Source organism: Nocardia sp. NPDC051463 (assembly GCF_040681975.1).
Lineage (GTDB): Bacteria > Actinomycetota > Actinomycetes > Mycobacteriales > Mycobacteriaceae > Nocardia.
This window is the reverse complement of record NZ_JBFBAB010000001.1, coordinates 965,303-988,590: the sequence shown is the minus strand read 5'-3', so window position 1 is coordinate 988,590 and position 23,288 is coordinate 965,303. Positions and strand designations below refer to the sequence as shown.

Genomic DNA, 23,288 nt, shown 5'->3' with positions numbered 1-23,288 from the left:
GTCCCGCCGATCCGCAGCGGGTTGCGCCGGACATCGAGCCCCCTTGCCAGGCCGGGCCGTTTCGACATCACGCGCACCACGAAGGCACTCCGAGCGCGAACTCCCGAACCTACGGCACCGCGCCGACGCACCATGCCGACCATGCAGGTCCACGGCCTATGAGGCAGGGATCGGTGCGTTCGATGCGGCGGTATCAGCGGCCGACGAGGCGCGCGAGGTGATGAAGCGGTAGGCCGGGCTGGACCTGGTCGAACGCCGACGGGGTGGCCGGTTCGCCGGGATCGGTCAGTGGTGGCGCGGACCACCCCGGTCCCTGAAAATTCGGATGCGGCAGACCGGTAGGCTGGATACCTGTGCAGACCCACGAGATTCGACGGCGCTTCCTGGACCATTTCGTCCGTGCCGGCCATACCGAGGTGCCGAGTGCCTCGCTGATCCTGGCCGACCCGAACCTGCTGTTCGTCAACGCAGGCATGGTGCAGTTCGTTCCGTTCTTCCTCGGGCAGCAGACCCCGCCCTACGCGACCGCGACCAGCGTCCAGAAGTGCGTGCGCACCGGTGACATCGAGAATGTCGGCGTCACCACCAGGCACAACACCTTCTTCCAGATGGCGGGCAACTTCAGCTTCGGCGACTACTTCAAGCGTGAGGCGATCACCTTTGCCTGGTCGCTGCTGACCAACAGTGTCGAGGACGGCGGCTACGGCTTCGATCCGCAACGCCTGTGGGCCACCGTTTATCTCGACGACGACGAGGCGGAGCAGATCTGGCTCGAGGTCGGCGTGCCCGCCGAGCGCATCCAACGCCGCGGCATGGCGGACAACTACTGGTCGATGGGGATTCCCGGCCCGTGCGGCCCATGCTCGGAGATCTACTTCGACCGCGGCCCCGAATACGGCATCGAGGGCGGGCCCGAGGCCGACGAGGACCGCTATCTCGAAATCTGGAACCTCGTGTTCATGCAGAACGAGCGCGGCGCGGGTACCGGGAAGGACAACTTCGAGATCCTCGGCCCGCTGCCCAAGAAGAACATCGACACCGGCATGGGTGTCGAGCGCGTCGCGTTCCTGCTGCAGGGCGTGGACAACGTGTACGAGACCGATCTGCTGCGCCCGATCATCGACAAGGCCGAGGAACTGACCGGCCGGTCCTATGGCGTCACGCACGAGGACGACGTGCGTTTCCGCGTGATCGCCGACCACGCCCGCACCGGCGCCATGTTGATCGCCGACGGCGTCAACCCCGGCAACGACGGCCGCGGCTACGTGCTGCGCAGGCTGCTGCGCCGGATCGTGCGCTCGGCTCGGCTGCTCGGCGCGGAGAAGCCGGTCATGGGCGAGTTCATGAAGGTCGTCAGCGACCTGATGTCCCCGTCCTACCCGGAGCTCGCCACCGATTTCCGCCGCATCGAGACCGTCGCGGTCGGTGAAGAGACGGCGTTCCTCAAGACCCTGAACACCGGCTCGACCCTGTTCGACAACACGGCCGCGGCCGTGAAGGCCAAGGGCAGCAACACCATTGCGGGCTCGGATGCCTTCACCCTGCACGACACCTACGGTTTCCCGATCGACCTCACCCTGGAGATGGCCGCCGAGGCCGGCCTCGCGGTGGACGAGGACGGTTTCCGCTCGCTGATGGCCGAACAGCGCAAGCGGGCCAAGGACGATGCGCAGGCCCGCAAGCACGCGCACGCCGACCTGTCGGTCTACAAGGACCTCGTCGACCGTGGGGCCACCGAGTTCACCGGCTTCGATGAGCTGACCTCCGAGGCGCATGTGCTGGCGTTGATCGCCGACGGCGTCCGGGTTCCCGTCGCCACGGTCGGGCAGGATGTCGAGGTGATCCTCGATCGCAGCCCGCTGTACGCGGAGTCCGGCGGCCAGATCGCCGACCGCGGTTCGATCACCGCCGCCGGGGTGAAGCTGCGCGTGAACGATGTGCAGAAGATCGCCAAGAAGCTGTGGGTGCACAAGTCCACCGTCGAGCAGGGCCAGCTCACCGAGGGCGATGTCGTGCTCGCGCAGGCCGATCCGGCGTGGCGTCGTGGCGCCACCCAGGGCCATTCCGGCACGCACATGGTGCACGCCGCGCTGCGCCAGATCCTCGGCCCGAACGCGGTGCAGGCGGGCTCGCTGAACAAGCCCGGCTACCTGCGCTTCGACTTCAATTGGCAGGGGCAGCTTTCCGAGCAGCAGAAGAACGACATCGAGGCCGTGTCCAACGACGCGGTCGGCGCGGACTTCCCGGTGAATACCTTCGTCACCGACCTGACCAAGGCCAAGCAGATGGGCGCGATGGCGCTGTTCGGCGAGAACTACGGTGACGAAGTGCGGGTCGTGGAGATCGGCGGTCCGTTCTCCATGGAGCTGTGCGGCGGCACCCACGTGGAGCATTCCTCGCAGATCGGCCCGATCACACTGCTCGGTGAGTCGTCGGTCGGTTCCGGTGTGCGTCGAGTCGAGGCGTTCGTCGGCCTGGACTCCTACAAATACCTGGCCAAGGAGCGAGCGCTGCTCGCAGGCGTCGCGTCGTCACTGAAGGTGCCGTCGGAAGAGGTGCCGGGTCGGGTCGAGCAGCTGGTGGAGCGGTTGAAGGCGGCCGAGAAGGAACTCGAGCGCACCAAGGTCGCCGCGGTGCTGTCCTCCGCGGGCAAGTTCGTCGAGGAGGCCGAGCGGGTCGGCAGCGTGCTGCTGGTCGCCGCCGCCGCACCCGAGGGCGTCACCGCGGGCGATCTGCGCACGCTCGCCACCGATATCCGTGGTCGATTCGGCAGCAATCCGGCGGTCGTGGTGCTGCTCGGCAATGCCGATGGCAAGGTGCCGTTCGTGGTGACCGTCAACAAGGCCGCCCAGGATCTCGGCTTCAAGGCAGGCGATCTGGTCGGTAGCTTCGGGCCGAGCATCGCCGGACGCGGTGGCGGCAAGCCCGAGATGGCTCAGGGCGCGGGCTCGGATCCCTCGGGTATCGAAGTCGGCCTAGCTTCGGTCCGTGCCCGGGTGGTCGAACTCGCCGGGTGATGACCGACTCGGAGAGTCCCGGCGCCGAGCGGCCCGACGCGGCGACCGACCCCGGTCGTGGTAGGCGTATTGCCGTCGATGTCGGCAGTGTCCGGATCGGCGTCGCCGCCAGCGACCCGGACGGCATCCTCGCCACGCCCGTGGAAACTGTCCCTCGAGCCAAGTCGAATCCGCGCGGCGGCGGTCTGGCACCTGACATAGCCAGAATTGCCGAAATTGTGCGGGAATACGAAGCCGTCGAGGTCATCGTGGGTCTGCCGCGCACATTGCGCGGCGAAAAGGGCTCCGCGGCCACCCTGGCGATGGCGTTCGCGGATCAGTTGCGGACCACGATTGCCCCCGTGCCTATCCGACTTTCCGACGAACGTTTGACTACGGTGTCAGCTGCACGTGCATTGCGGGACAGTGGAGTTCGCGCGCGTGGCCAGCGGCAGGTGATCGATCAGGCGGCGGCCGTATCGATCCTGCAAGGATGGTTGGACGAACGGAGTGCGGTGTTGAGGTCGGTCGAAACTGCGTCTGATGTGCCGCACCAGCGGCATGGAGCGGTGCGTCCCGTGTCGTCCGGAGACGATGCATGACGGATCGATGGACGCAGGCCGAGGAACGCTTTCGACAGCGTGAGGTCGAGTCTCGCCGCTATAAGCGAGACGACGCCGCTTGGGCTGCTTACGAGGACGACACGACGGTTATCCCGCGCTACACCGACGAGGAGCCGCCGGAGCCGCCTGCGCCGACTCGTGGTGGCCAGCGCGCGCGCCGCGCCGCGCCGGAGCGTGACGACGAGGAACTGGCGCAGCCAAGGCGGCCACGCGGTCGCCGTTCGGAACCTCGCGCGGCCGAGCCGCGTTCGAACTCGCGCGGTGGATCGCGGCGGCGGGGCACCCGTGTCGCGTCACGCAAGGCGGCCGAGCGCAAGCGTCGTCGGCGGAATTTGTGGGCTATCGCAAGCGTATTCGTGCTGCTGTTCGTCGTCGCCGCGGGCTTTGCAGGTTATAAGTGGGTGAAATCCGCCTTCGGGCCTGCGGAGGATTACGCGGGACCGGCAGGGCCGCTGGTGGTGGTGCAGGTGCAGCCCGGCGACACCTCCAACCAGATCGCGAACGCGATGGTGGCCAAGGGCGTCGTCGCGAGCAGTGCTGCGTTCATCGAAGCGGCCGTGCGGAATTCGAACATGAACGCGGTGCAGCCCGGCTACTACGCGATACCGAGCCACGTTCCCGCCATCCAGGCGGTGACAGCGCTGGTCGGCAAGGAGTCGCGCGTCGGCAACCTGGTCGTCTCCGAGGGGCGGCTGCTGCACGACCAAAACGATATGAGTACCAGTGGGCGGTATGACGGCATCTACCGCAAGATCGCAGAGGCCAGCTGCATCGGCATCGGCGCCAACCAGAAGTGTGTGACCTACGAACAGCTCGATGCCGCGGGCGCGAGCCTTGACCTGTCTGCGCTCGGGGTGCCCGCGTGGGCGGCGCAGGGGGTCAAGGACTGCCCGGACCGGACGAGGCAGCTGGAAGGTCTGATCGCTGCGGGCACATGGGATTTCGATCCCAGCGCCACACCGGAGCAGATCATTCGGCAATTGGTGACTGCGAGCGCGAAGAGTTATGAATCCACCGGACTGCTGCAGTCCGGCGCGGATACAAAACTGACGCCCTATCAGGCGCTGGTCGCCGCCTCGTTGGTGGAACGCGAGGCGAAACCCCAGGATATGGGCAAGGTGGCACGGGTGATCGTGAACCGGCTGCAGATCGATCAGATGCTGCAGTTCGACTCGACGGTGAATTACCTGCTTGACCGCACCGAGGTGGCGACCACCGACGCCGACCGTGCCCAGAAGACCGCCTGGAACACCTACGCGATGCGGGGCCTGCCCAAGACCCCGATCGCCGCGCCGTCGTTGAACGCGTTGCGTGCCATGGAGAATCCGGACGTGGGGCCGTGGCTGTACTTCGTCACCGTCGACAAGCAGGGTACGACCGTGTTCACCGACGACTACCAGGAGCATCTGCGCCTGATCGCACGGGCGCAGCGTAGCGGCATCCTCGACAGTTCCAGGGACAACGGTGGCCGATAGTCGCAAGGCGGCGGTGCTCGGCAAGCCGATCGCACACTCGCGATCGCCACAGCTGCACCTGGCCGCGTATCGTGCGCTCGGGCTGAACTGGAGCTACGACCGCATCGAATGTACGGCCGAGCAGCTGCCCGGGTTGGTCGACGGGCTCGGGCCCGAATGGGTCGGGCTCTCGGTGACCATGCCGGGTAAGGAGGCCGCGCTCGCTTACGCCACCGAGCGCACCGAGCGGGCGGTACTGGTCGGCTCGGCCAACACCCTTGTCCGCACCGACGCAGGCTGGCTGGCCGACTGCACCGACGTGGAAGGCGTGCTCGGTGCGCTCCGCGGCGGTGGTGTCACCGATGTGGCCGAGGCGGTAGTGCTCGGTGCGGGTGGCACCGCGCGGCCCGCGTTGCTCGCGCTCGCCGAACTCGGCGCGACGACGGTGACCGTTATCGCCAGGGACGCCGGGCGGGCAAGCGGCATGATCGATCTCGCCGAGCGGCTCGGCATCGACGCGGCGGTGACCGGTTTCGACCCCGCCGCACTCGCCGGGCTGTGCGAGCGAGCCGGTGCCGTCGTCAGCACGATCCCGGCCGCGGCGGCCGGGGAGATCGCTGACGCGGTTGCGCTGGCCCCGGTGGTCCTCGACGCGATCTATAACCCCTGGCCGACCCCGTTGGCCGAAGCGGTGGCGCGTGCAGGCCACACGGTGGTCAGCGGTTTGCAGATGCTGCTCAACCAGGCGTATGGACAGGTCGAGCTGTTCACCGGCCGCCCGGCACCGCGTGCGGACATGGCGGCGGCATTGGCGAGTGCCGGCTACGAAAACTGATACGGGTTCTAGTTTTACCCTGGTCGGGGTTATGGTGATCGGCATGAATGCTTGGGTGTTGCGCGCCATCGCGCTCGGTGCGTTGGTCGTTTTCCTGCGTACGGTGCTCGGGTTCGCGATGGTGAATTGGCCGACCTGGGGGGTGTTGATGCGGCTGTTCTGCCTGATCGTTCTGGTGTCGTTCGTTCTGTACTGGGGTGTGCTGGACGGGCGAAGGGGTCGGTCGGCTCAGTCCGATCCGGAGCGCGGCACCGATCCGGCTCTGGTCTGGCTCGAGGCGGCTGCGGCGGCCGGGCTCGGTAGCGGCCTCGGCGCCTGGATGCTGGACTGGCTCCCCACGTTCGATCTCGGCGACAACGGCCTGCTCTTCGAACTCACCGCAGCCGCATCGTTCATCTTTCTGCTGATCTTCATCCCCGCCCGCATCGGTGTCGTCGGCGGCCGTGCCCTCGCCGCCCGCGCCACCACCAGCCAGTTCACGCCCGCTCCGGCCTGACCCGAGCTCGACACCAACACCCCGGCCCGTCCCTCCCATCCAGCTGGGGCATGTTCGTGGGTAGTCCGGTGATGCTCTTGTCGCTGCCGATCCCTCCGGTATTATCTTGCTGTCCAACACATTTCAACGGGAGGGGTCAGTGTGTTGTTCATTCGAGTCGGGGTCGCCGCCGCGATGACGATCGCCGCGTCTGCGTTCGTGTTTGCCGGACAGGCTGCGGCACAGGGCGATGGCTGTGCATCGATGCGGCCGAGCTGGGGGTTCACATGCGTGGGTTCGGCGTCGGGCGTCTCGCTGGCAAGCTGTATGAAGGACGCGCCGCTCTGGAATGATCGGGCGCAATGCGTTCCGCGTAATGACGGCAGTGATCGGTACGATCTCTGGGTTCCTGCCAACTGAGATGTTCGTGCGAACCCGCTAACCGCCTGTCAGTTCGACAGGGTGAACCGGGCAGTCCGTGAACTGGTCGACCCCTTGCAGGCTCGAGGCTATGGTGTTGACCATGAATGCTTGGGTGTTGCGAGCCACACTCCTCGGTGCGCTGGTGGTCGCGCTGCGTACCGTGCTGGGATTTGCGATGGTGTACTGGCCGACCCAAGGCGGGTGGATGCGGATGCTGGCGCTGGTCGTCCTGCTCGGTGTCATCGTGTTCTGGGGCCTGCTGGACGGTCGCAAGGACCGCGCCGCCCACCCCGACCCCGAGCGCGGCTCCGATCTAACCATCCTGTGGCTGAAGGCCGCAGTGGCCGGCGGCATCGGCAGCGGCCTCGTCGCCTGGATCCTGGACTGGCTGCCCCGAATCGACCTCGGTGACAACGGCTTGCTTTTCGAGCTGACTGCCTCGGCCTCATTTATCGTCCTGCTGATCTTCGTGCCCGCACTGCTCGGCGTCGCGATCGGCCGCGCGCTGGCGGGCCGCCGCAACGGCGATCAACCCACGCCCTCCAGCGCACAGCCGACCGCGGCCTGATCCGGGTACCGAGCAGCGACTACGGCGCACCTCCGTGGAGGTGCGCCGTAGTCGCGTCGCCGGGTGCTTCCGATTACAGCAGGATCGCGCCGCTACTCGGGCTGCCTTCCTTGGCGATCGCCGAGTACGCGGCGGCGAGCAGTGTCGGATCCGGGCCTTCGAGACGGCCCGGCTTGGCAAGGCCGTCGAGGACGACGAAACGCAGGACGCCGGAACGGGTCTTCTTGTCTGTCTGCATTGCGTCGAGGAGCTGCGGAAGCGCGTCGGCGTCGTAGCTGGTCGGCAGGCCGACACTCTGCAGGATGGCCCGATGGCGATCGGCGGTGGCGTCGTCGAGACGTCCGGCGAGGCGACCGAGTTCGGCGGCGAAGACCAAGCCCACCGAGACGGCGGCGCCGTGCCGCCAGCGGTAGCGCTCGCGGCGCTCGATCGCGTGACCGAGGGTGTGTCCGTAGTTGAGGATTTCGCGCAGGCTGGCTTCCTTGAGGTCGGCGGCGACCACATCCGCCTTCACCTGGATGGCGCGGCGAATCAGCTCGGGAAGCACCTCGCCCTTGGGATCGAGCGCGGCCTCCGGGTCGGCCTCGACCAGCTCGAGGATCACCGGGTCGGCGATGAAACCGGCCTTGATGATTTCGGCCATACCCGCGACGATCTCGTTGCGTGGCACTGTTTCCAGCGTCACCAGGTCGACCAGTACCGCCGCGGGCTCGTGGAAAGAGCCCACCAGATTCTTGCCTGCTTCGGTGTTGATGCCGGTCTTACCGCCGACGGCCGCATCGACCATCGCCAGCAGGGTGGTCGGCACATGCACGATTTCCACCCCGCGCATCCAGGTGGCCGCGACGAACCCGGCGAGGTCGGTCGCCGCGCCGCCGCCGAGGCTCACCACGACGTCGTTGCGGGTCAGACCGATGCGGCCGAGTACCTCCCAGCAGAAGCCCGCGACAGCCAGGTCCTTGCCCGACTCGGCGTCCGGGATCTCGATGCGATGCGCGTCGATGCCGGTGTCGGCGAGTGCCTTTCGCACTGCTTCGGCGGTTTCGGCCAAGGGAGGCTGATGGAAGATCGCGACCGTCCGCACGCCGGTGGTCGCGCCGGTAACCGCTTCGACCAGTTCACCGAGCAACCCGCGGCCGATGACCACGGGATAGGGGTCGGCGGTGCGGACCTGGAGACGAGTCGGCTCGGTCATGTGTGCTCCGATTCTGTTCGTGCCGTTTGTTTGATCGCTCGTGCGCGAGCGCGTCGGGCGCGAGCGCGCCGCGACCGGCTGCCCGGTGTCGGTGTGTCGCTGGACGTTTCCGTCGCCGCGGGTGTCGGCTCGGTGTTGTCCTGCTGCTGAGGTTCGCCCTGGGCGGCCCTGCGGCGCGCCGCAGCGCGCGCCCGTGCCGCGCGACGGGCGCGCGACCTGCTGTTGCCCTGCGGATTTCCGGCGCCCGGTGGTTTCTCGCCGCCTGGTGCCGTCTGCTGCGCCGTGCCCCGAGCGGTCGCGCTGTCTGTCCCGGTGGCCGCCGTAGCGTCGGGCTCCGCGTCTTGCGGCAGGACCGACTCCATGCCCAGCTTCGCCATGATCATGCGCACCACGCGTCCAGGGCTGCGACCGTCGGTCCGCACCCGGACCGACGCCACCTCCCGGTACAGCGGCCGCCGCTTGCGCATCAGTTCCCGATACTTCGCGCCGGGATCCGCGCCGTTGAGCAGCGGTCGTCCCGTGCTCGCACCGGTGCGGCGAAGTCCTTCGGCCACACTGATTTCCAGGTAGACCACGGTGCGGTTGCGCAGCAGTGCCCTGGTGTCCTTGGACAGCACGGCGCCGCCGCCGAGTGAAACCACCCCGCGCTCGGCCAGAATGGCGCGGCGCACCACCCGTTCCTCGATCTTGCGGAACTCGGGTTCGCCGTCGGTAGCGAAGATCTCGGGGATGGTGCGCCCGGTCTCGCGTTCGATGCCGAGGTCGGTGTCGTACAGCTCGACACCGAGTTCCCTCGCGAGCTTGCGGCCGATCGTGGATTTCCCCGCTCCTGGCGGTCCGACCAGCACCACGCGCGGTGCGCGCGGATCGGTCTGGACGATCATTGCGGCACGTGTGGGCGGGCGCTGATGCGCTTGATGTAGCTGGTGATGTTGTCGAGGGTCTCGGTCAGCGAATCGCCGCCGAACTTCTCCAGTGCGGCCTGCGCGACGACCAGCGCCACCATCGACTCGGCGACTACACCCGCGGCGGGCACCGCACATACGTCGGAGCGTTGGTGGATGGCGACGGCTTCCTCGCCGGTGGTCATGTCGACCGTGGCCAGCGCGCGCGGCACCGTCGAGATCGGCTTCATCGCGGCGCGGACCCGTAGGGCCTCGCCGTTGGTCATGCCGCCTTCCAGGCCGCCCGCCCGGTTGGTGGAGCGCAGCACGCCGTCGGAACCCGGCTTCATCTCGTCGTGTGCCTGGCTGCCGCGTCGGCGTGCGGTCTCGAAACCATCGCCGACCTCGACGCCCTTGATCGCCTGAATGCCCATCAGCGCGGCGGCCAGCCGCGAGTCGAGCCGATTCTCGCCGCTGATGAAGGAGCCCAACCCGACTGGTAGACCCTCCACGACCACCTCCACGACGCCACCAAGAGTGTCGCCGTCCTTCTTGGCGGCCTCGATCTCCGCGATCATCGCAGCCTCGGCGTCCTTGTCGAACGCGCGCACCGGGCTCTCGTCGATGGCGGCAAGATCCTTCGCGGTGGGTACCAGACCGGTGGTGTTCGCGGCGGCTCCGATGGAGACGACGTGCGAGACGACCTCGACACCGAAGGCTTGCCGCAGGAAGTTGCGGGCCAGCGTGCCCGCTGCGACGCGCGCGGCGGTCTCGCGGGCGCTGGCACGTTCCAGCACGTTGCGGGCGTCCTCGAAGTTGTACTTGAGCATGCCCGAGTAGTCGGCATGTCCGGGCCGCGGTCGGGTGAGCGGCGCATTGCGTGCGAGATCCGACAGCTCGGTCTCGTCGACGGGGTCGGCGGACATGACAATCGTCCACTTCGGCCACTCGGAGTTGGCGATCTCGATCGCGATCGGTCCACCCATGGTGCGGCCGTGGCGCACACCGCCGACGATGGTGACCTTGTCGGCCTCGAACTTCATTCGCGCGCCGCGCCCGTACCCGAGCCTGCGGCGCGCGAGCTGCGCGGAGATCTCTTCGGATGTCACCTCGACACCGGCCACCATCCCCTCGAGGATGGTGACGAGGGCGGGACCATGGGATTCTCCGGCAGTTATCCAGCGCAACACGTTGTCCATCTTCCCATGTCGGCGCGGGTGCTCCGGCACGCGGCCCGGCGTGATCACGGGCACGGTTGCCCCGGCGGTGACATGGTTGCCGGAGCGCGTGCCGTCACCGGCCAGGTTGTCGCTGTGAGAGCGCCGCCGAGCTTGTGTACGGCTGGAACGGTCCGGCGTGTCGGGGTGCGTCAGGTGTCATGCGCCACTACCAGCGCCAACATCGTCGCCGAGCACATCGCAGGCCCGTGCGGCACTGTAACGGCCGCGGTGCGGTCGGCATCGGCTCGCATCCGACGGATCGTCAGCGCCACGATGCCGACCGCGGCGGTGAGTGCCGGAGCGCCGAGCGCTGCCGACACCCAGGTCCGCGCGCCGCCGAGCGCGGCCACCGCCCCCAGTCCGATCGCGAGTTTCACGTCGCCGGCGCCGAACGCTGCGGGCGACACCAGATGCACCAGCAAGTAGGGAATCGCCAGCAGCGCTGCACCCAGCAACGCGGATGTGAATTGTGTTGTGAACAGCGCGTATCCGAACACGATCAGCGCACCTGATCCGGTGAGTGCGTCGGGCAGTCTGCGGTGCCGGATATCGATGACGGTCAGCATCGCGCACCAGGCCACGAGCAGGGTGAATGCGGCAAAGTCCATGGCTACCAGCCTGTGTCGAGCGCGGTCGCCGATCAAGCATCCGGTCCGAAATGTTGATAGCCGATCGATATGTGAACAGCCGCTGGTCCGCTCGGTGCCGCCTGCTTGCCGCTGCGCGGTAATTGTCCCGGGGCAGAGCAGATTTCGGTTCAGCCGTATTGCGGCGTTTGTCCGTTCCCTGCGGCACTCGCCCGACCGCAACATCGTCGGTGGCGGGTCCGCCCGCCGTCGGTGTACGTGTTGGGTGTCGCCGTGACGCGTGTCGGCGGTAGCTTTGACACATGTCTGCTGATCACCCGGGCCTCGGGCCCGACTACGCGGCGCGTCGCGGTGCGCTGCGGAGTCTGCTGGTGGAGAACGAGGTCGATGCGCTGCTGGTCACCGATCTGGTGAACATCAGGTACTTGACGGGATTCACCGGTTCCAACGCTGCGCTGCTCGTGCACTCCTGGGACATGCGCAGTGCCGAGGAGCGCACGGTGATCGGCACCGATGGTCGATACCTCACCCAGGTCGCCGAACAGGTGCCGGACCTGCGCGCCGAGATCGCGCGGGCCACCGCCCGCCGGATCGTGGAGCTCGCGGGGGAGTGGCAACTGGGTCGGGTCGGCTACGAGAGTCACATCGCCACCGTCGATCAGCACCGTGGTTTCGTCGAGCAGCGCACCGGCCTGGAGTTCGTCGCCACTCCCGGCCTTGTCGAGCAGCTGCGCATGGTGAAGGACGCTTACGAGGTCGAGCAGCTGCGCGCCGCCTGCGCTGCGGGCGATGCCGGGCTCGCCACGCTGCTCGAGCGCGGTGGGCTGCGGGCCGGCCGCACCGAAAGGCAGGTGGCGAGGGACCTAGAGTGGGCCATGTTCGAGCACGGCGCGGCGGCGGTGGCGTTCGAGACGATCGTGGCCGCGGGCGCGAATTCGGCTGTGCCGCATCATCGGCCGACCGACGCTCTGCTTGCCGTCGGTGACTTCGTCAAGCTCGATTTCGGCGCGGTGGTCGGTGGCTATCACTCGGATATGACCCGGACCTTCGTGCTCGGCCCGCCCACGGACTGGCACCGCGAGGTGTATGCCCTGGTCCAAGAATCGCAGCGGGCCGGTCGCGAAGCATTGACACCGGGTGCGCCCGTTGCCGACGTGGATGCGGCGGCGCGCGCGGTGATCGAATCGGCCGGGCACGGGAAGCTGTTCGTGCACGGTCTCGGGCACGGGGTGGGACTGCAGATCCATGAAGCGCCGGGAATCGCCAAAACCGGAACCGGTACACTTCTCTCTGGCGTGGCGGTGACCGTCGAACCAGGTGTGTACTTCCCCGGCCGCGGCGGCGTCCGTATCGAGGACACGCTCGTGGTGCGCGAGGGGGGCCCGGAACTGCTCACCAACACCAGCAAAGACCTGACCGTCGTCGACTGACGCCGGTTGCCCGAGACGTGGATATTACGAACGAGGAGATCCGAGGACAGTGGCGGACACCAGCGACTTCAAGAACGGCCTTGTGCTGAAGATCGACGGTCAGCTCCAGCAGATCATCGAATTCCAGCACGTCAAGCCGGGCAAGGGTCCCGCGTTCGTGCGGACCAAGCTGAAGAACGTGCTGTCCGGCAAGGTTGTCGACAAGACCTTCAACGCGGGGGTCAAGGTGGAGACCGCCACCGTCGACCGTCGCGATATGACCTACCTCTACCACGATGGTTCGGATTACGTCTTCATGGACGGCGACACCTTCGACCAGATCTCGATCACCGAGTCGACCATCGGCCCCAGCGCGCGCTTCTTGCTGGAGAACATGACCGTGCAGGTCGCGACGCACGAGGGCGCCCCGCTCTACGTAGAGCTTCCGGTCACAGTCGAGCTCGAGGTGCAGCACACCGACATCGGCCTGCAGGGCGACCGCTCCACCGGCGGCACCAAGCCCGCGACCCTGGAGACCGGCGCCGAGGTGCAGGTCCCGCTGTTCATCAACACCGGTGACAAGTTGCGCATCGACTCGCGCGACGGCAACTACCTCGGCCGGGTGAACTCCTGATCACCTACCGCCGCCATCGGGCTACGGCAGTGGTCGCGCTCGCTGAGCGTGACCACGCCGGGGCCCGCAGCTGCCGTGATCGGGCAAAAACGGGGATGATGTGACAGTGGCCGAACAGAAGCCCACGTACAAGAAGCTCGGCGCCAGGCACAAGGCCCGCCGCCGCGCGGTCGACCTGCTGTTCGAGGCGGAGGCCCGCGACGTCGACGCGGCTGACCTGGTCTCCGAGCGCGTCGAACTGTCCACTCAGGATCAGGCCGTCGCGCCGGTGCACGCGTACACCAAGACCCTGGTCGAAGGCGTCGCCGACGATCTCGACCGGGTGGACGGCACCATCGAGTCCTACCTGAAGGACTGGGAGCTGTCTCGGCTGCCTGCGGTGGACCGGGCCATCCTGCGGATCGCGGTGTGGGAGCTGTTCCACGCCAACGATGTCCCGCCGGTGGTTGCGGTCGATGAGGCGGTGGAGCTGGCCAAGGAGCTGTCCACCGACGACTCCCCGTCGTTCGTGAACGGTGTCCTCGGCCAGGTCGTGCTCGTCGCGCCGCAGGTGCGTGCCGCCGCCGCGGCGACGCTGGCTCCGCGCCAGGAGCCCGAGGCTTGAGATGGTGAGCAAGTACCTGGTCATGGCGATGCGCAGGCCGAATTTCGACCCCGCCGTCATCGAGCCGCACCGCGAGTTCCTCGCCGATCTGCTCGAACGCGGCCACCTGGTCGAGAGCGGCCGCTTCACCGACGGCACCGGCGGTGCCTACGTCATCCACGCCGACAACCTCGATGCCGCCCGCGAGATCGCCTTCACCGACCCGGTCCACACCACCGGGTCGTCGGAACTCACGGTCTACGAGTGGGAGATCGCCGTCTCCGCCTGACCTGAACCTCCACAACAGCCGCTCACCTGCCGGGTGAGCGGCTGTTGTCGTTCGGTGGTCCGGCCCCGCGCCGGAGGTTTGTCGGTGCGCACCCTGCGCTCCCGCTGGTGGGTGTACGGGCCCAGCGGGAGCGAACCGCGAACTGTCGGCTGTGACGGGTTCGCGGACTCGGGTGTGCGGTCGACGGAATTCACCTGTGACTGGTCGACGCCCGGCGCTCGCGCACGGTCCAGATCTTCATTGCTCAACTGCGCTCGAGGTCAAGTGATGTGGTGCAGGACACCCGAATCAAGCGTCCGCCACGGTCAGGACGATCTTCCCGATGGTTGTGCCCTGCGCGATCAGGCGGTGCGCGTCGGCGGCCTGTTCCCACGGGACCAGGGCGCCGATGTGGGCGGTCGATTGTCCCTTGGCGACCAGGACGGCCAGCGATTCCAGGTTTGCGCGGTCGGGTTCGACGAGGAAGCCGCTTGCATGATCGGTACCGCACGCGCCGCAAAGCACGAATTCAGTGTGCGCAGTGCGGGCGCGCCGCCGAACATTGCCGCTTGGCCGCTGGGGTCTGGCCTTCGGACTCGATTCGATCGCCCGGGTGGGGGGCCAGGACGCGCTCCTGTTCTCCGACGCGAGCCCTACGCGCGTGCCCGCCGCATCATCTCTGTCCGGCTGTCCATCGTCGCCACCATCACCGCCCCCTCGATTCCCCCGGCACCCGAGCCCCCTGGACCACCTCGATGCCCGGTACCGTACAAGCCGCGCGTACCCGGTTCTCCTTCGTCGTGCGGTGCGAATGGCGCATGGTGGAGAGATTTCGCGTGATGTGCCGCGACTATGCGGCGAGCGCGCCGGCGGTGGGGTCAGTCGGTGAGCAGCAGGGCTGCTACCGCGGCTGTTGTCGCGGTGAGCGCCAAGGCGAGGCCGGTGAGGATGAAGCGCGGCATGGGGACGCGGACTTCGTGGGTGCGGCAGAATTCGAGGCACAGCAGCGTGGCGAGGGATCCCCATGGGGTGACGAGTGGGGCGATATTCGTGCCGATGAGCAAGGCCAGCAGCTGGTTTCGGTTCGCGTCCGGTATGACGTTCTCGCCCGCGGTATAGGCGGGCAGGTTGTTGGCCACATTGGACAGCGCGGCGCCCGCTCCTGCGGCGCGGTAGGCGCCGAGTGTGTCCGGGTCGGTGCCGATCAGCCAGTGCATCACCTCGGACAGTCCGAACTTGCTCAGCGTGGGCACCACGAGGAACAACCCGACCACGAAAACCAGTAGCTGCCAAGGGATCAGCGACAGCCGCAGTACTGAACGATCGAAGATCGCGAAGGCTGCCACCGCTATGGCCGCTGCGAGCGTGGCGGCGATGCCGATGCGATCGCCGACGAATGGGATGGCCAGGACGAACAGCAGGCACGCGGCCGCCGTCGTGTACAGCAGCGCACGCTGCCTCGCATCCTCCGGGCGGACCGGTTCCGGTGGCAGATAACGGTCGGCATCGCGTCGGCCGCGCCGCCAGTACCACGCCCACAGGCAGATCATCGTCGCGACGATCGACACCAGCTGCGGTGCCCACATGCGCGCGGCGAAGTCGTTGGCGTGCAGAGCAATCCGATCCGCGGCCAGCAGATTGGTGAGATTGGAGACCGGCAGCAGCAGGCTTGCGGTATTGGCCAGCCACAGTGTGGTCATCGCCAGCGGCAGCGGCGGGATCCGGGTGGGCCCCGCGAGTGCGAGCACGACCGGTGTGAGCAGCACCGCGGTGGTGTCCAGGTTCAGCAGGATCGTGGTCGCGGATGCGAACAGCACGCACAGCCCGAACAGTGCCGGATAGTAGCCGCGACCCAGAATGGCGATGCGATGTGCGATGACATCGAAAACCTTGGCCTGCCTGGTGAGTTCGGCGAGCACGATCACGCTGCCGAGGAACAACAGCAGTGGACCGATCCGGCGCATATTGTCGACGGCCTCGTCCCGCGGCAGTAGTCCGGTCAGCACGCACAGCAGTCCGGCGAGCAACAGTCCGATCCGGATCCAGTCCAGCGCGCCGGGCCGCCATCGCGGCAGCGCCGTGGTCGATGGAGAGGTCCGCGCGGAGGAAAGCAGCTGCTCGGGCACGCTCGCCATCATCTCAGTAGGGGCTATGGCGGCCGCTGTTCAGTGCTGGGACGACTGGGCCCAGCACCAGGCTCTGTCGGGTGCGGCGCCGCCCGCGGTGCTCGATCATCTCGAGCACTGTTCTCCTGCAAGGTCTTTCGGAATGGTGTGGCGCACGAACGGGCACTCCGAAAACCACGGCCCGCTATTGACGGTGCCACTAACCAACGGTACGTTATGTGGGTCACGATTGGTGGTGTCGATAGCAAACGGACATACGGTCCTCCAGTGGAGGCCGGTCGAGCCGGTCATCGCTGGGTTCGTGATGGCGTTTGCTCCTCCCGAACCAAAGGACGTGTCTCGTCATGGTTGCCATTAGCCTTGGGCTCGTATTTCTGTTCATCCTGGTGTCCGGTGGGCTGCGGTCCATCGAGGTCGGGTGTCAGAACACGCAGAAGATCTATGTGCAGAACGTGTGGTTGTGCGCGGTGTTCTCGTATGCCGTTGCGCTGGCCGGATTCTTGATTTTCCTGGCGGTGTCGAGGGTGGTCGCACCTTCGGCGTGGCCGACCCTCGACGACGTGCGAAACATGCCGTGGTGGGCGCCGTTCGGCGGCCTGATCGGCGGTGTCGCGGTGGTCGGCATGATCACCGTCGCCAAATATGTCGGCGTGGCAACGTTCAACGCGGTCGTCATCGTGAGCGAAATGCTGGTCGCGCTGGTGATGGACGACTTGGGGCTCATGGGGTTCGCCACCAGGGAGTTGACCGCCCCCCGTGTGGTCGGCGCGGTATTGATCACGGCGGCGGTCTATCTGATGGCCAGCGACTCGGCGAAACAAGAGACCACCCCGCTCACCACCGCGCCTGTCGAAGGGATTGTCCGATGACTACCACCACCGAACTCGAGGTCGAAACCCGCTCCCCGCTATCGCGCTCGGCATTTGCCCTGGTCTTCGTGTTCCTGCTGATCGGCGGCGCATTGCGGTCGGTCGAAGCGGGCTGTCAGAACACCCTGAAGTTGGCGCTGAAGAACGTGTGGCTGTGCGGGGTGGTTTCCTACGCGGTGGCCCTCACCGGCGTCGGCATCATTCTTGTTGTCGCGCTGCTGGTTTCGTCGAATCGGCAGTTGCCGACCCGAGCCGATCTCGCGGCCATGCCCAAGTGGGCGCCGTTCGGTGGTCTGACCGGCGGTGCGGCGATCTTCGCAATGATCACCGTCGCCTCCAGCGTCGGAATCGGCACCTTCAACGCTTTGATCATCGGCGGCCAGATGTTTCTCGCGACCGCGATGGACCACTTCGGCGTGATGGGGTTCCCGCGCCGTCGCATCAATGCCCAACGAATTGCCGCGTGCGCCATGATTATCGCGGGCTCCTACCTGATGGCGAAATACTGAACGACCTGAGAGATTGATAGCCTCCTTCTTGCAATGTTGCCGCAGGCGAGGAGACCGAAATGGCCGAAACGAAGGGCGCAGCGCCGGAGACCATCGAGTTAGCGGCGCTGCAGGCCGGCGGGTGCACGCCACAGCGGGCCTGGGAGCTCTTCGACCGGCTCCCTGCCGTATCGACCGCGGAGATCACGATCGGACGTTGGCGTGGCGAGGAGCTGGACACCCGGCATCCATTCGCCGGTGTGCTCGTCGCCTCGGGCTGGTACGGCAAGCAGTTCGACACCGCCGACGCCGTCCACCCGCTGCTGTTCGCAGACGAGACTGGAACCGTGTTCCCGGTCGATCCCCGTCGGGTCCCGCTCGGCCTCGCAGGGCGGGTGCCGCTCGCGGGCGTACGGATGGTGCGCAAGTCGTTGCGGGTGATCGGCTCGGTGCTGCGAACCCGCACGCCCGCCGCACGTTTGCGCGATATCGAGTATCGCGATGTGCTGAGCGCGGGCATGATCTACGACCACCTGCCGATCATCGACCACTTCCGGCGGGTCGACGAGCGGACCCTGCTCGGCGTGATGGATCTGCGCGGCATGACCGAACCATATTTCTTCGTGTTGCGTCGAGAGACGGTCTGACCCGACCTCGATGCGCCCTGGTCGGCGAAGTGCGTCACGCCGCCCAACAAGACGCCCCATCCCCGAAACACCTACGCGATAGCCGGCTTTCGAGTCGGCCGCGAGCTGATCACGATCGGCGTGCCGCCGGATCACCCGGTATCCCCGCTTTCGCCCAGTCCGATCACCCACCGAGGCGCTTCGGCAGGTTGTGGGAGGGGCGGTCAGTCGATCGGCTCGGTCGGCCGATCGGCAACCCAGCCTGCGACGACGGCGAGCCCGGTCGGGCGGTGCACCGCGAGGAAGCCGAAGGGGCGGTCGAAGGCGACGGAGATGGTGGTGACGAGACGTTCTGGTAGTAGAGCCGCTGCCCGTGCCATGGTGAATGCCGTGACCGCCGCGGCCTCGAAACCGGTTCGCGTGAAACGCGCGAGCACTTCCTGTGCGCCCTGGGTTACATACAGCGGGTCGGGGGAGATATCGGGGAAGTGGCCGTGCGTGCTGTCGGTCGCCGCTGTCAGACCGAACAACTCCGACTGTGCGCAGAGATCGTGTGTCGATCGGAGCTCGAAGGGCGGCAGGCGAACTTCGAGCAGATCCCGCAGGGACCGCCCGGTGTGAGTGCGGACCGCGAGGCCGGGGCCGGTGGTCCCCGCGGGGAGATCGGTGCGGATCGGCACCGCACCGGTCACCGCGCCGAGACCGGTCGCAATAACGTCGCCGGGGGTTGCCGGACCGAGCAGCAGGTGCACGTCCACATCGGCGGTCCCGGTCACGATTACCCGGGTGACCGGTGGTGATCCTTCGAGGATCGCGGCATCGCTGAGGCGGCTGGTGACGCGGTGGAGGCCGGGCCCGCGCCGCCCTTGCCACGGCCCGGTTTCGGGAGCCAGCTCGGCGGCGGTGAACGGCGCTTCCCAGGTGGTCTTCGCCGCGAGGGCTGTGGCGAGGATGAGAACGGTGTCGCGCTCGATACGCAGCGGGAACTTCTCGATGAGTCCACCGGTGTACCGCCGAGCCCATTCGTCGAGGACTTCCTGCTCGCCGAGTCGGTCGATTGTGCCCGCGGGCAGCCGACGCGTCCAATTCTCGTGCAGCGGTAGGTCATCACGAACCCAGAGCCCGAGCGCGGCGGACACATCCTCGGCATCGGCCAGTGCGCGCAGCAGTTCCCTCGCCGCGGTAGTCGCGACATCGGCGGACACCCCGATTGCCGTTTCCAGTTCGGACCGCGCTGTGCCCTCCGCGGCGGCGGCGAGCAGTGCCAACAGCGGCCACACGCCTGCGCCGGACACAACGAAGTCGGCGGTGCCTGCGGTGGCGCACCATCGCGCAGTCAGCTCATTGGTCGCGATCACATGCGGCGCCACAGATGTCTGCACCACACCCACGATATTCGCCGAGCGTTGCGAGCGTCGATATGTGCTGCCAGCGGAGTTTCGTGGTCGGCCGCCGCCGGGCGGCGGCCGATCGCGGGCTCACGGCTCGATCGAATCGGGGCGCAGGATGATCTTGCCGATCGGCGCGCGATCGTCGACGAGCTGGTGGGCCCGGCTCGCTTCGCTCAGCGGAAGGATGGCCTCCACCAAGGCGTCGAGATTCCCGGCGGCCGCCCGCTCCAGCGTCGCGGTGCGGGCCTCGGCGACCCGGGCCAGCCACGCCGGGCCCGCGCAGCCGATGAGGGTCAGGCCGCTGGCGAGCAGGTCGGCGACGCCGACCTCTGCCGGCGCGCCGGACAGCCAGCCGTAGCTGAGCATTCGTCCACGCGACGGTGTCATGGCGGCGAGTAGCTCGACGGCGGTCGCGCCACCGATCGAATCGAAGACGACGTCGACGGTGGCGTCGCCGAGTATTTCGCGTAGCCGGGTCGGCCATTGCGGGTCATTGTGATCGATCACCTCGTCCGCGCCGAGTTTCCTTGCCCTGGAGGCCTTTTCGGGACCGCCCGCGGTCGCGATGATGCGCGCAGCGCCGTATTCCTTGGCGAGTTGCGTGAGTGCACTCCCGATGCCCGTCGCCGCCGCCTCGATCAGCACGGTCTCGGCGCCGGTGAGGGCCGCGGTCTCCAACAGCGGGAGCGCCACCGATCCGCTCATCAGCACCGATGCCGCCGCGACCGCCGAAACGCCGTCTGGAATTCGGACCGCGGAACCGGCGGGCGCGCACACCAGTTCGGCGTATGCCCCGAAGCCCATGGTCTCTACGGCGACTCGCTGTCCGATCAGCGCGACATCGACGCCGGGCCCGGCCTCGACCACCAAGCCTGCCGCCTGGAACCCGAACACCAGCGGCGTCGGGACGGCCATCGGGAACTGCCCGGAGCGCAGCATGGTCTCGGGGAACAGGACAGGAATCGCCTCGGCACGGATCACCAGTTCGCCGGGGCCCGGCTGCGGCGCGGGAACCTCTCGGGCTACCAGTACTTCGGGTCCGCCGATGCCCGTCATTACGATTGCCTTCATCGAAAACTCCATAACTTGACTGTCGGTCCAGATATTTCGCAACGATATGGACCGCTGGTCAACTTGTCAATGAAGGGTGGTGGAATGGCCGACGAACGTCCCAAAGAGCGAGCGGATGCGGCGCGTAACCGGCGGGCGATCCTCGAAGCAACCGCAGCGCTGCTCGCCGAACACGGCGCCGATGCCCTGACCATGGATCGGGTCGCGGCGGCCGCGGGCGTGGGCAAAGGCACGATCTTCCATCGCTTCGGCAACCGAGCCGGCTTACTGCACGAGATGATCGCCGAGAGCACCTTCGCGCTGATGGACGCTGTCCGCACCGGTCCGCCACCGCTGGGGCCCGGTGCTCCCGCCGAGGTCAGATTGGTGGCCTTCTTCGACGCGTTCGTGCGATTGATGACCGACAACATCGAGGTCACGGTCGCCTACATCCAGGGCCCGCCTCATCCGCAAGCCGCCGAAATCCACAACTTCTGGGATGCGCACATCACCGCACTACTGCGCGAGGCGCGCCCGGATCTGGACGCAGAGGTGGTCGGCAGGCTGCTGTTCGGGTCACTGGGCGGCGCACTGGTGCCGCAGATGGCCCGCGCAGGTGAGACGGATCGACTGCTGGGTGCGGTTCGGGAACTGGTCGAGGGGGTGCTTCGAACACCGTGAACATCGGCGCGACGGGTGTCGAGGGCGAATTCGGTAGTTGCGGTTCGACTCCGAACCGTGTCTGCTCGCCGGGGCGGATCTCGGGTCAGTCGTGCGCGAGGATGGCATCGAAGCGTTCGTCGGCGCGGTCGAGTTGGTCGAGAATATGGCGCTTGACGTGCGGGGCGAGCGGAGTGTCCGCGCGGGTGACCAAGTCGCGGTAGACGTCGGTCAGCGGGCGGTATTTGGTGGCGAGCTTCTGCAAATGGGGGCCGTCGGCGTACAGGATGCCCACGCCGTTATCGGTGAAGTCGGACAGCTTCACCACCCGAGCCCACGGCGCGCGATCGAGCTCGGCCGCGACGTGCGCGCGGTACTGGACGTGCCGATCGATCGACGGATCAGGCTCTGGATTCGTTACGGCGGCAACGATATCGGCCACCCTGGCACCGAATCGCTCGGACAATTCGGTGAGCGCGGCGGTGGTCGCCGGGCCGGGGCGGTCGCCGGCGAGCTCGGTCGCATGATCCTCGACTGCGTCGTGCAGCAGGCCCGCGGCCACCAGATCGGGGTCGCGTACCTCATAGTGGCTGATGATCCGAATCGCCACGCGCAGTAGATGATTGAGGTACGGGTCCCGGCCGTAGCGATCGTCGCGGTGCAGTTCGTCGGCCAGGTCGAGGGCGGCGGTGAGCCGCTCGGCCCCGGGTAGTTCCGCGATCTCCAGCAGTAGTCGCTCGCGCAGTCCGGATTCGCTGTAAACCTCGCTGATCGTATGCAGCGGCATAACGGCCAAAACCCCCGCCCCAGGATTGCTCATAGGGTCAATCTATCGGCGCGGACCTCGTCGGCGCTGTGCTCTATACCACTCTGGCCTGCCTTGCGGGAGCATGTTCGCTGGAAAATTCGTTGCCGGCGTCGGTGGCTCGTGGTGTCCTGGTAGGCACGCGAGGCAGGAGCTGGAGGTGACCGTGGCCGCGCACGACAAACGGCCGCGACGAGCTTCGGCCACCGATGAAATGTTGAAACTGCACCGGCGCGCCATGGTGCTCGACAGCCGGGTCTACACGGTGATCAGTCTGCGCCCTGGCAGTGATTTCCGCTTCTCCACCAATCGTTTTCACGACACCTGGCACGTGCTGTCGGACTGGCGCGGTTCGCGGGTCCTCGCTCGACTGCTGTGGGGTCTCGCATACCAGCGGCGGCCTGGCACCGTGGTGGTGATCGATCCCGAACACCTGGACCCGAACCCGTTCGACGCCGCGCCCGCGGATCCGATCGTCGTGGTGCCCTCGGATCTGACCGTATTCACGCGCGCCGCCGCCGTCGCACTGCGTAGGCAGCTGCCGTTTCGGCAGCGCTCCGAAGGCACCGTGCGCTGGCAGACCTTCGGCCTGCGGCAGGCAGTGGACGAACTGCTGGAATGGAGATCACAAGGCCCCGGCGAGCGGATCTGGCGTCACGATGACCGGCGGGCCGGATCGGCCTGGGTCGACCGTATCGGCGGGCTCATCACCCTGTTCGGAGCACCCGATCAATTGCGCAGTTGGGCAACCGATCTCGCGACACTGGGTACCTACGCCCAGGATGGGATGGATTACACCTACCTGGACGAAGCCGATTACAACGGTGAGGTCCAGATCTTCCGTCAGTATCGCCGGAAGGTGAAGATCGCAAGTCAAGCGCGCGCCGAGGTGCTCGCGCGAGGGGGTGGGGAAGCGGGCGATGTGGACAGCGCCATCTGGGCGCATGCCGCGACAGTTCGCCGCCGCCGCTTCCCGGCGATCGATGAGCCCTCGGTGGTCGATTGACCCCGGGCACATCCGCAGACAGCGCCGAAACGATGAAATCCGTTCCGGTGCTGTGCAGTATGAGCCGTTGGCTCGCACGCGCGTGCAGCGCGGTGGGCGCGCGGGTGTCGTAC

At 67.2% G+C, this 23,288-nt stretch carries 23 protein-coding genes and 1 pseudogene; 15 read left to right on the top strand and 9 right to left on the bottom strand.

The features are described 5' to 3' along the window. Positions 1 to 353: 353 nt before the first annotated feature. From alaS to AB0M74_RS04460, 6 genes are all read left to right on the top strand, one after another. On the top strand, positions 354 to 3,017 hold the full coding sequence (gene alaS, locus AB0M74_RS04485; protein WP_364901539.1) for an alanine--tRNA ligase: 2,664 nt from the start codon (positions 354 to 356) through the stop codon (positions 3,015 to 3,017). Continuing rightward, the gene (gene ruvX / locus AB0M74_RS04480; protein WP_364901537.1) at positions 3,017 to 3,598 is read left to right on the top strand and encodes a Holliday junction resolvase RuvX; all 582 of its coding nucleotides are present in this window, start codon (positions 3,017 to 3,019) and stop codon (positions 3,596 to 3,598) included. The genes alaS and ruvX overlap by 1 nt, the downstream gene beginning before the upstream one ends. Further along, on the top strand, positions 3,595 to 5,094 hold the full coding sequence (locus AB0M74_RS04475; protein WP_364901535.1) for an endolytic transglycosylase MltG: 1,500 nt from the start codon (positions 3,595 to 3,597) through the stop codon (positions 5,092 to 5,094). The genes ruvX and AB0M74_RS04475 overlap by 4 nt, the downstream gene beginning before the upstream one ends. Further along, positions 5,084 to 5,908, top strand: a complete 825-nt coding sequence (locus AB0M74_RS04470) for a shikimate dehydrogenase (protein ID WP_364901533.1) — start codon at positions 5,084 to 5,086, stop codon at positions 5,906 to 5,908. Before AB0M74_RS04475 ends, AB0M74_RS04470 begins: the two co-directional genes overlap by 11 nt. A 43-nt stretch (positions 5,909 to 5,951) precedes the next feature. Continuing rightward, complete coding sequence (locus tag AB0M74_RS04465; RefSeq protein WP_364901531.1) at positions 5,952 to 6,404, top strand: B-4DMT family transporter; 453 nt, start codon at positions 5,952 to 5,954, stop codon at positions 6,402 to 6,404. Positions 6,405 to 6,906: 502 nt separating this feature from the next. Further along, positions 6,907 to 7,374 (top strand): B-4DMT family transporter, encoded by a 468-nt coding sequence (locus AB0M74_RS04460; RefSeq protein WP_364901529.1) that lies wholly within the window; start codon positions 6,907 to 6,909, stop codon positions 7,372 to 7,374. Between the two features lie 73 nt (positions 7,375 to 7,447). Here the strand turns inward: AB0M74_RS04460 and aroB are convergent, their stop codons facing one another. The 4 genes and pseudogenes from aroB to AB0M74_RS04440 form a co-directional block, all read right to left on the bottom strand. Further along, positions 7,448 to 8,569 (bottom strand): 3-dehydroquinate synthase, encoded by a 1,122-nt coding sequence (aroB, locus tag AB0M74_RS04455; RefSeq protein WP_364901527.1) that lies wholly within the window; start codon positions 8,567 to 8,569, stop codon positions 7,448 to 7,450. Positions 8,570 to 8,934: 365 nt separating this feature from the next. Continuing rightward, positions 8,935 to 9,453, bottom strand: a pseudogene (locus AB0M74_RS04450) (shikimate kinase); the annotation flags it as partial. Continuing rightward, on the bottom strand, positions 9,450 to 10,643 hold the full coding sequence (gene aroC, locus AB0M74_RS04445) for a chorismate synthase (RefSeq protein ID WP_364901949.1): 1,194 nt from the start codon (positions 10,641 to 10,643) through the stop codon (positions 9,450 to 9,452). The pseudogene AB0M74_RS04450 and the gene aroC, both read right to left, overlap by 4 nt. A 179-nt stretch (positions 10,644 to 10,822) precedes the next feature. Beyond that, positions 10,823 to 11,281: an A24 family peptidase gene (locus AB0M74_RS04440; protein ID WP_364901525.1), complete on the bottom strand. Its 459-nt coding sequence runs from the start codon at positions 11,279 to 11,281 to the stop codon at positions 10,823 to 10,825. A 281-nt stretch (positions 11,282 to 11,562) separates the two neighbouring features. Between AB0M74_RS04440 and AB0M74_RS04435 the strand changes: the two genes are divergently transcribed. The 4 genes from AB0M74_RS04435 (at position 11,563) to AB0M74_RS04420 (ending at position 14,175) form a co-directional block, all read left to right on the top strand. Beyond that, positions 11,563 to 12,690, top strand: a complete 1,128-nt coding sequence (locus tag AB0M74_RS04435) for a Xaa-Pro peptidase family protein (RefSeq protein WP_364901523.1) — start codon at positions 11,563 to 11,565, stop codon at positions 12,688 to 12,690. A gap of 49 nt (positions 12,691 to 12,739) precedes the next feature. Beyond that, positions 12,740 to 13,303 carry an elongation factor P gene (gene efp, locus AB0M74_RS04430; protein WP_364901521.1) on the top strand — a complete coding sequence of 188 codons (564 nt, stop codon included), beginning with the start codon at positions 12,740 to 12,742 and terminating at the stop codon, positions 13,301 to 13,303. Positions 13,304 to 13,409: 106 nt separating this feature from the next. Then, positions 13,410 to 13,907 (top strand): transcription antitermination factor NusB, encoded by a 498-nt coding sequence (gene nusB / locus AB0M74_RS04425; RefSeq protein ID WP_364901519.1) that lies wholly within the window; start codon positions 13,410 to 13,412, stop codon positions 13,905 to 13,907. Position 13,908: 1 nt separating this feature from the next. Continuing rightward, positions 13,909 to 14,175, top strand: coding sequence for a YciI family protein (locus AB0M74_RS04420; RefSeq protein WP_364901517.1), 267 nt, complete (start codon positions 13,909 to 13,911; stop codon positions 14,173 to 14,175). A 288-nt stretch (positions 14,176 to 14,463) separates the two neighbouring features. On the opposite strand, the gene AB0M74_RS04415 is transcribed toward AB0M74_RS04420, so the two are convergent. Together AB0M74_RS04415 and AB0M74_RS04410 are read right to left on the bottom strand one after the other, a co-directional pair. Further along, entirely contained in the window at positions 14,464 to 14,679 is a 216-nt protein-coding gene (locus tag AB0M74_RS04415) for a zinc-binding dehydrogenase (RefSeq protein WP_364901515.1), read from the bottom strand. Positions 14,680 to 15,032: 353 nt separating this feature from the next. Continuing rightward, entirely contained in the window at positions 15,033 to 16,280 is a 1,248-nt protein-coding gene (locus AB0M74_RS04410) for an SLC13 family permease (RefSeq protein WP_364901513.1), read from the bottom strand. A gap of 344 nt (positions 16,281 to 16,624) precedes the next feature. Between AB0M74_RS04410 and AB0M74_RS04405 the strand changes: the two genes are divergently transcribed. Genes AB0M74_RS04405 through AB0M74_RS04395 form a run of 3 tightly spaced genes read left to right on the top strand, consistent with a single transcriptional unit; the run spans position 16,625 to position 18,284 of the window. Beyond that, positions 16,625 to 17,149, top strand: coding sequence for a DMT family transporter (locus AB0M74_RS04405; RefSeq protein WP_364901511.1), 525 nt, complete (start codon positions 16,625 to 16,627; stop codon positions 17,147 to 17,149). Next, a complete protein-coding gene (locus tag AB0M74_RS04400) occupies positions 17,146 to 17,658 on the top strand; it encodes a DMT family transporter (RefSeq protein ID WP_364901509.1) in 513 nt (170 codons plus the stop codon). The genes AB0M74_RS04405 and AB0M74_RS04400 overlap by 4 nt, the downstream gene beginning before the upstream one ends. A gap of 59 nt (positions 17,659 to 17,717) precedes the next feature. After that, on the top strand, positions 17,718 to 18,284 hold the full coding sequence (locus tag AB0M74_RS04395) for a DUF4334 domain-containing protein (RefSeq protein ID WP_364901507.1): 567 nt from the start codon (positions 17,718 to 17,720) through the stop codon (positions 18,282 to 18,284). A gap of 203 nt (positions 18,285 to 18,487) precedes the next feature. Here AB0M74_RS04395 and AB0M74_RS04390 read toward each other — a convergent pair whose 3' ends face one another. Together AB0M74_RS04390 and AB0M74_RS04385 are read right to left on the bottom strand one after the other, a co-directional pair. Continuing rightward, on the bottom strand, positions 18,488 to 19,645 hold the full coding sequence (locus AB0M74_RS04390) for a serpin family protein (RefSeq protein ID WP_364901505.1): 1,158 nt from the start codon (positions 19,643 to 19,645) through the stop codon (positions 18,488 to 18,490). A gap of 96 nt (positions 19,646 to 19,741) precedes the next feature. Next, positions 19,742 to 20,725: a zinc-binding dehydrogenase gene (locus AB0M74_RS04385; RefSeq protein ID WP_364901503.1), complete on the bottom strand. Its 984-nt coding sequence runs from the start codon at positions 20,723 to 20,725 to the stop codon at positions 19,742 to 19,744. Between the two features lie 84 nt (positions 20,726 to 20,809). Here AB0M74_RS04385 and AB0M74_RS04380 point away from each other — a divergent pair, with 84 nt between their 5' ends. Then, entirely contained in the window at positions 20,810 to 21,385 is a 576-nt protein-coding gene (locus AB0M74_RS04380; RefSeq protein WP_364901501.1) for a helix-turn-helix domain-containing protein, read from the top strand. A gap of 85 nt (positions 21,386 to 21,470) precedes the next feature. Here the strand turns inward: AB0M74_RS04380 and AB0M74_RS04375 are convergent, their stop codons facing one another. Then, the gene (locus AB0M74_RS04375; protein WP_364901499.1) at positions 21,471 to 22,184 is read right to left on the bottom strand and encodes an HD domain-containing protein; all 714 of its coding nucleotides are present in this window, start codon (positions 22,182 to 22,184) and stop codon (positions 21,471 to 21,473) included. Positions 22,185 to 22,329: 145 nt separating this feature from the next. On the opposite strand from AB0M74_RS04375, the gene AB0M74_RS04370 reads away from it, so the two are divergent. Then, positions 22,330 to 23,175 carry a hypothetical protein gene (locus AB0M74_RS04370; protein WP_364901497.1) on the top strand — a complete coding sequence of 282 codons (846 nt, stop codon included), beginning with the start codon at positions 22,330 to 22,332 and terminating at the stop codon, positions 23,173 to 23,175. The last annotated feature ends 113 nt before the right edge of the window (positions 23,176 to 23,288 follow it).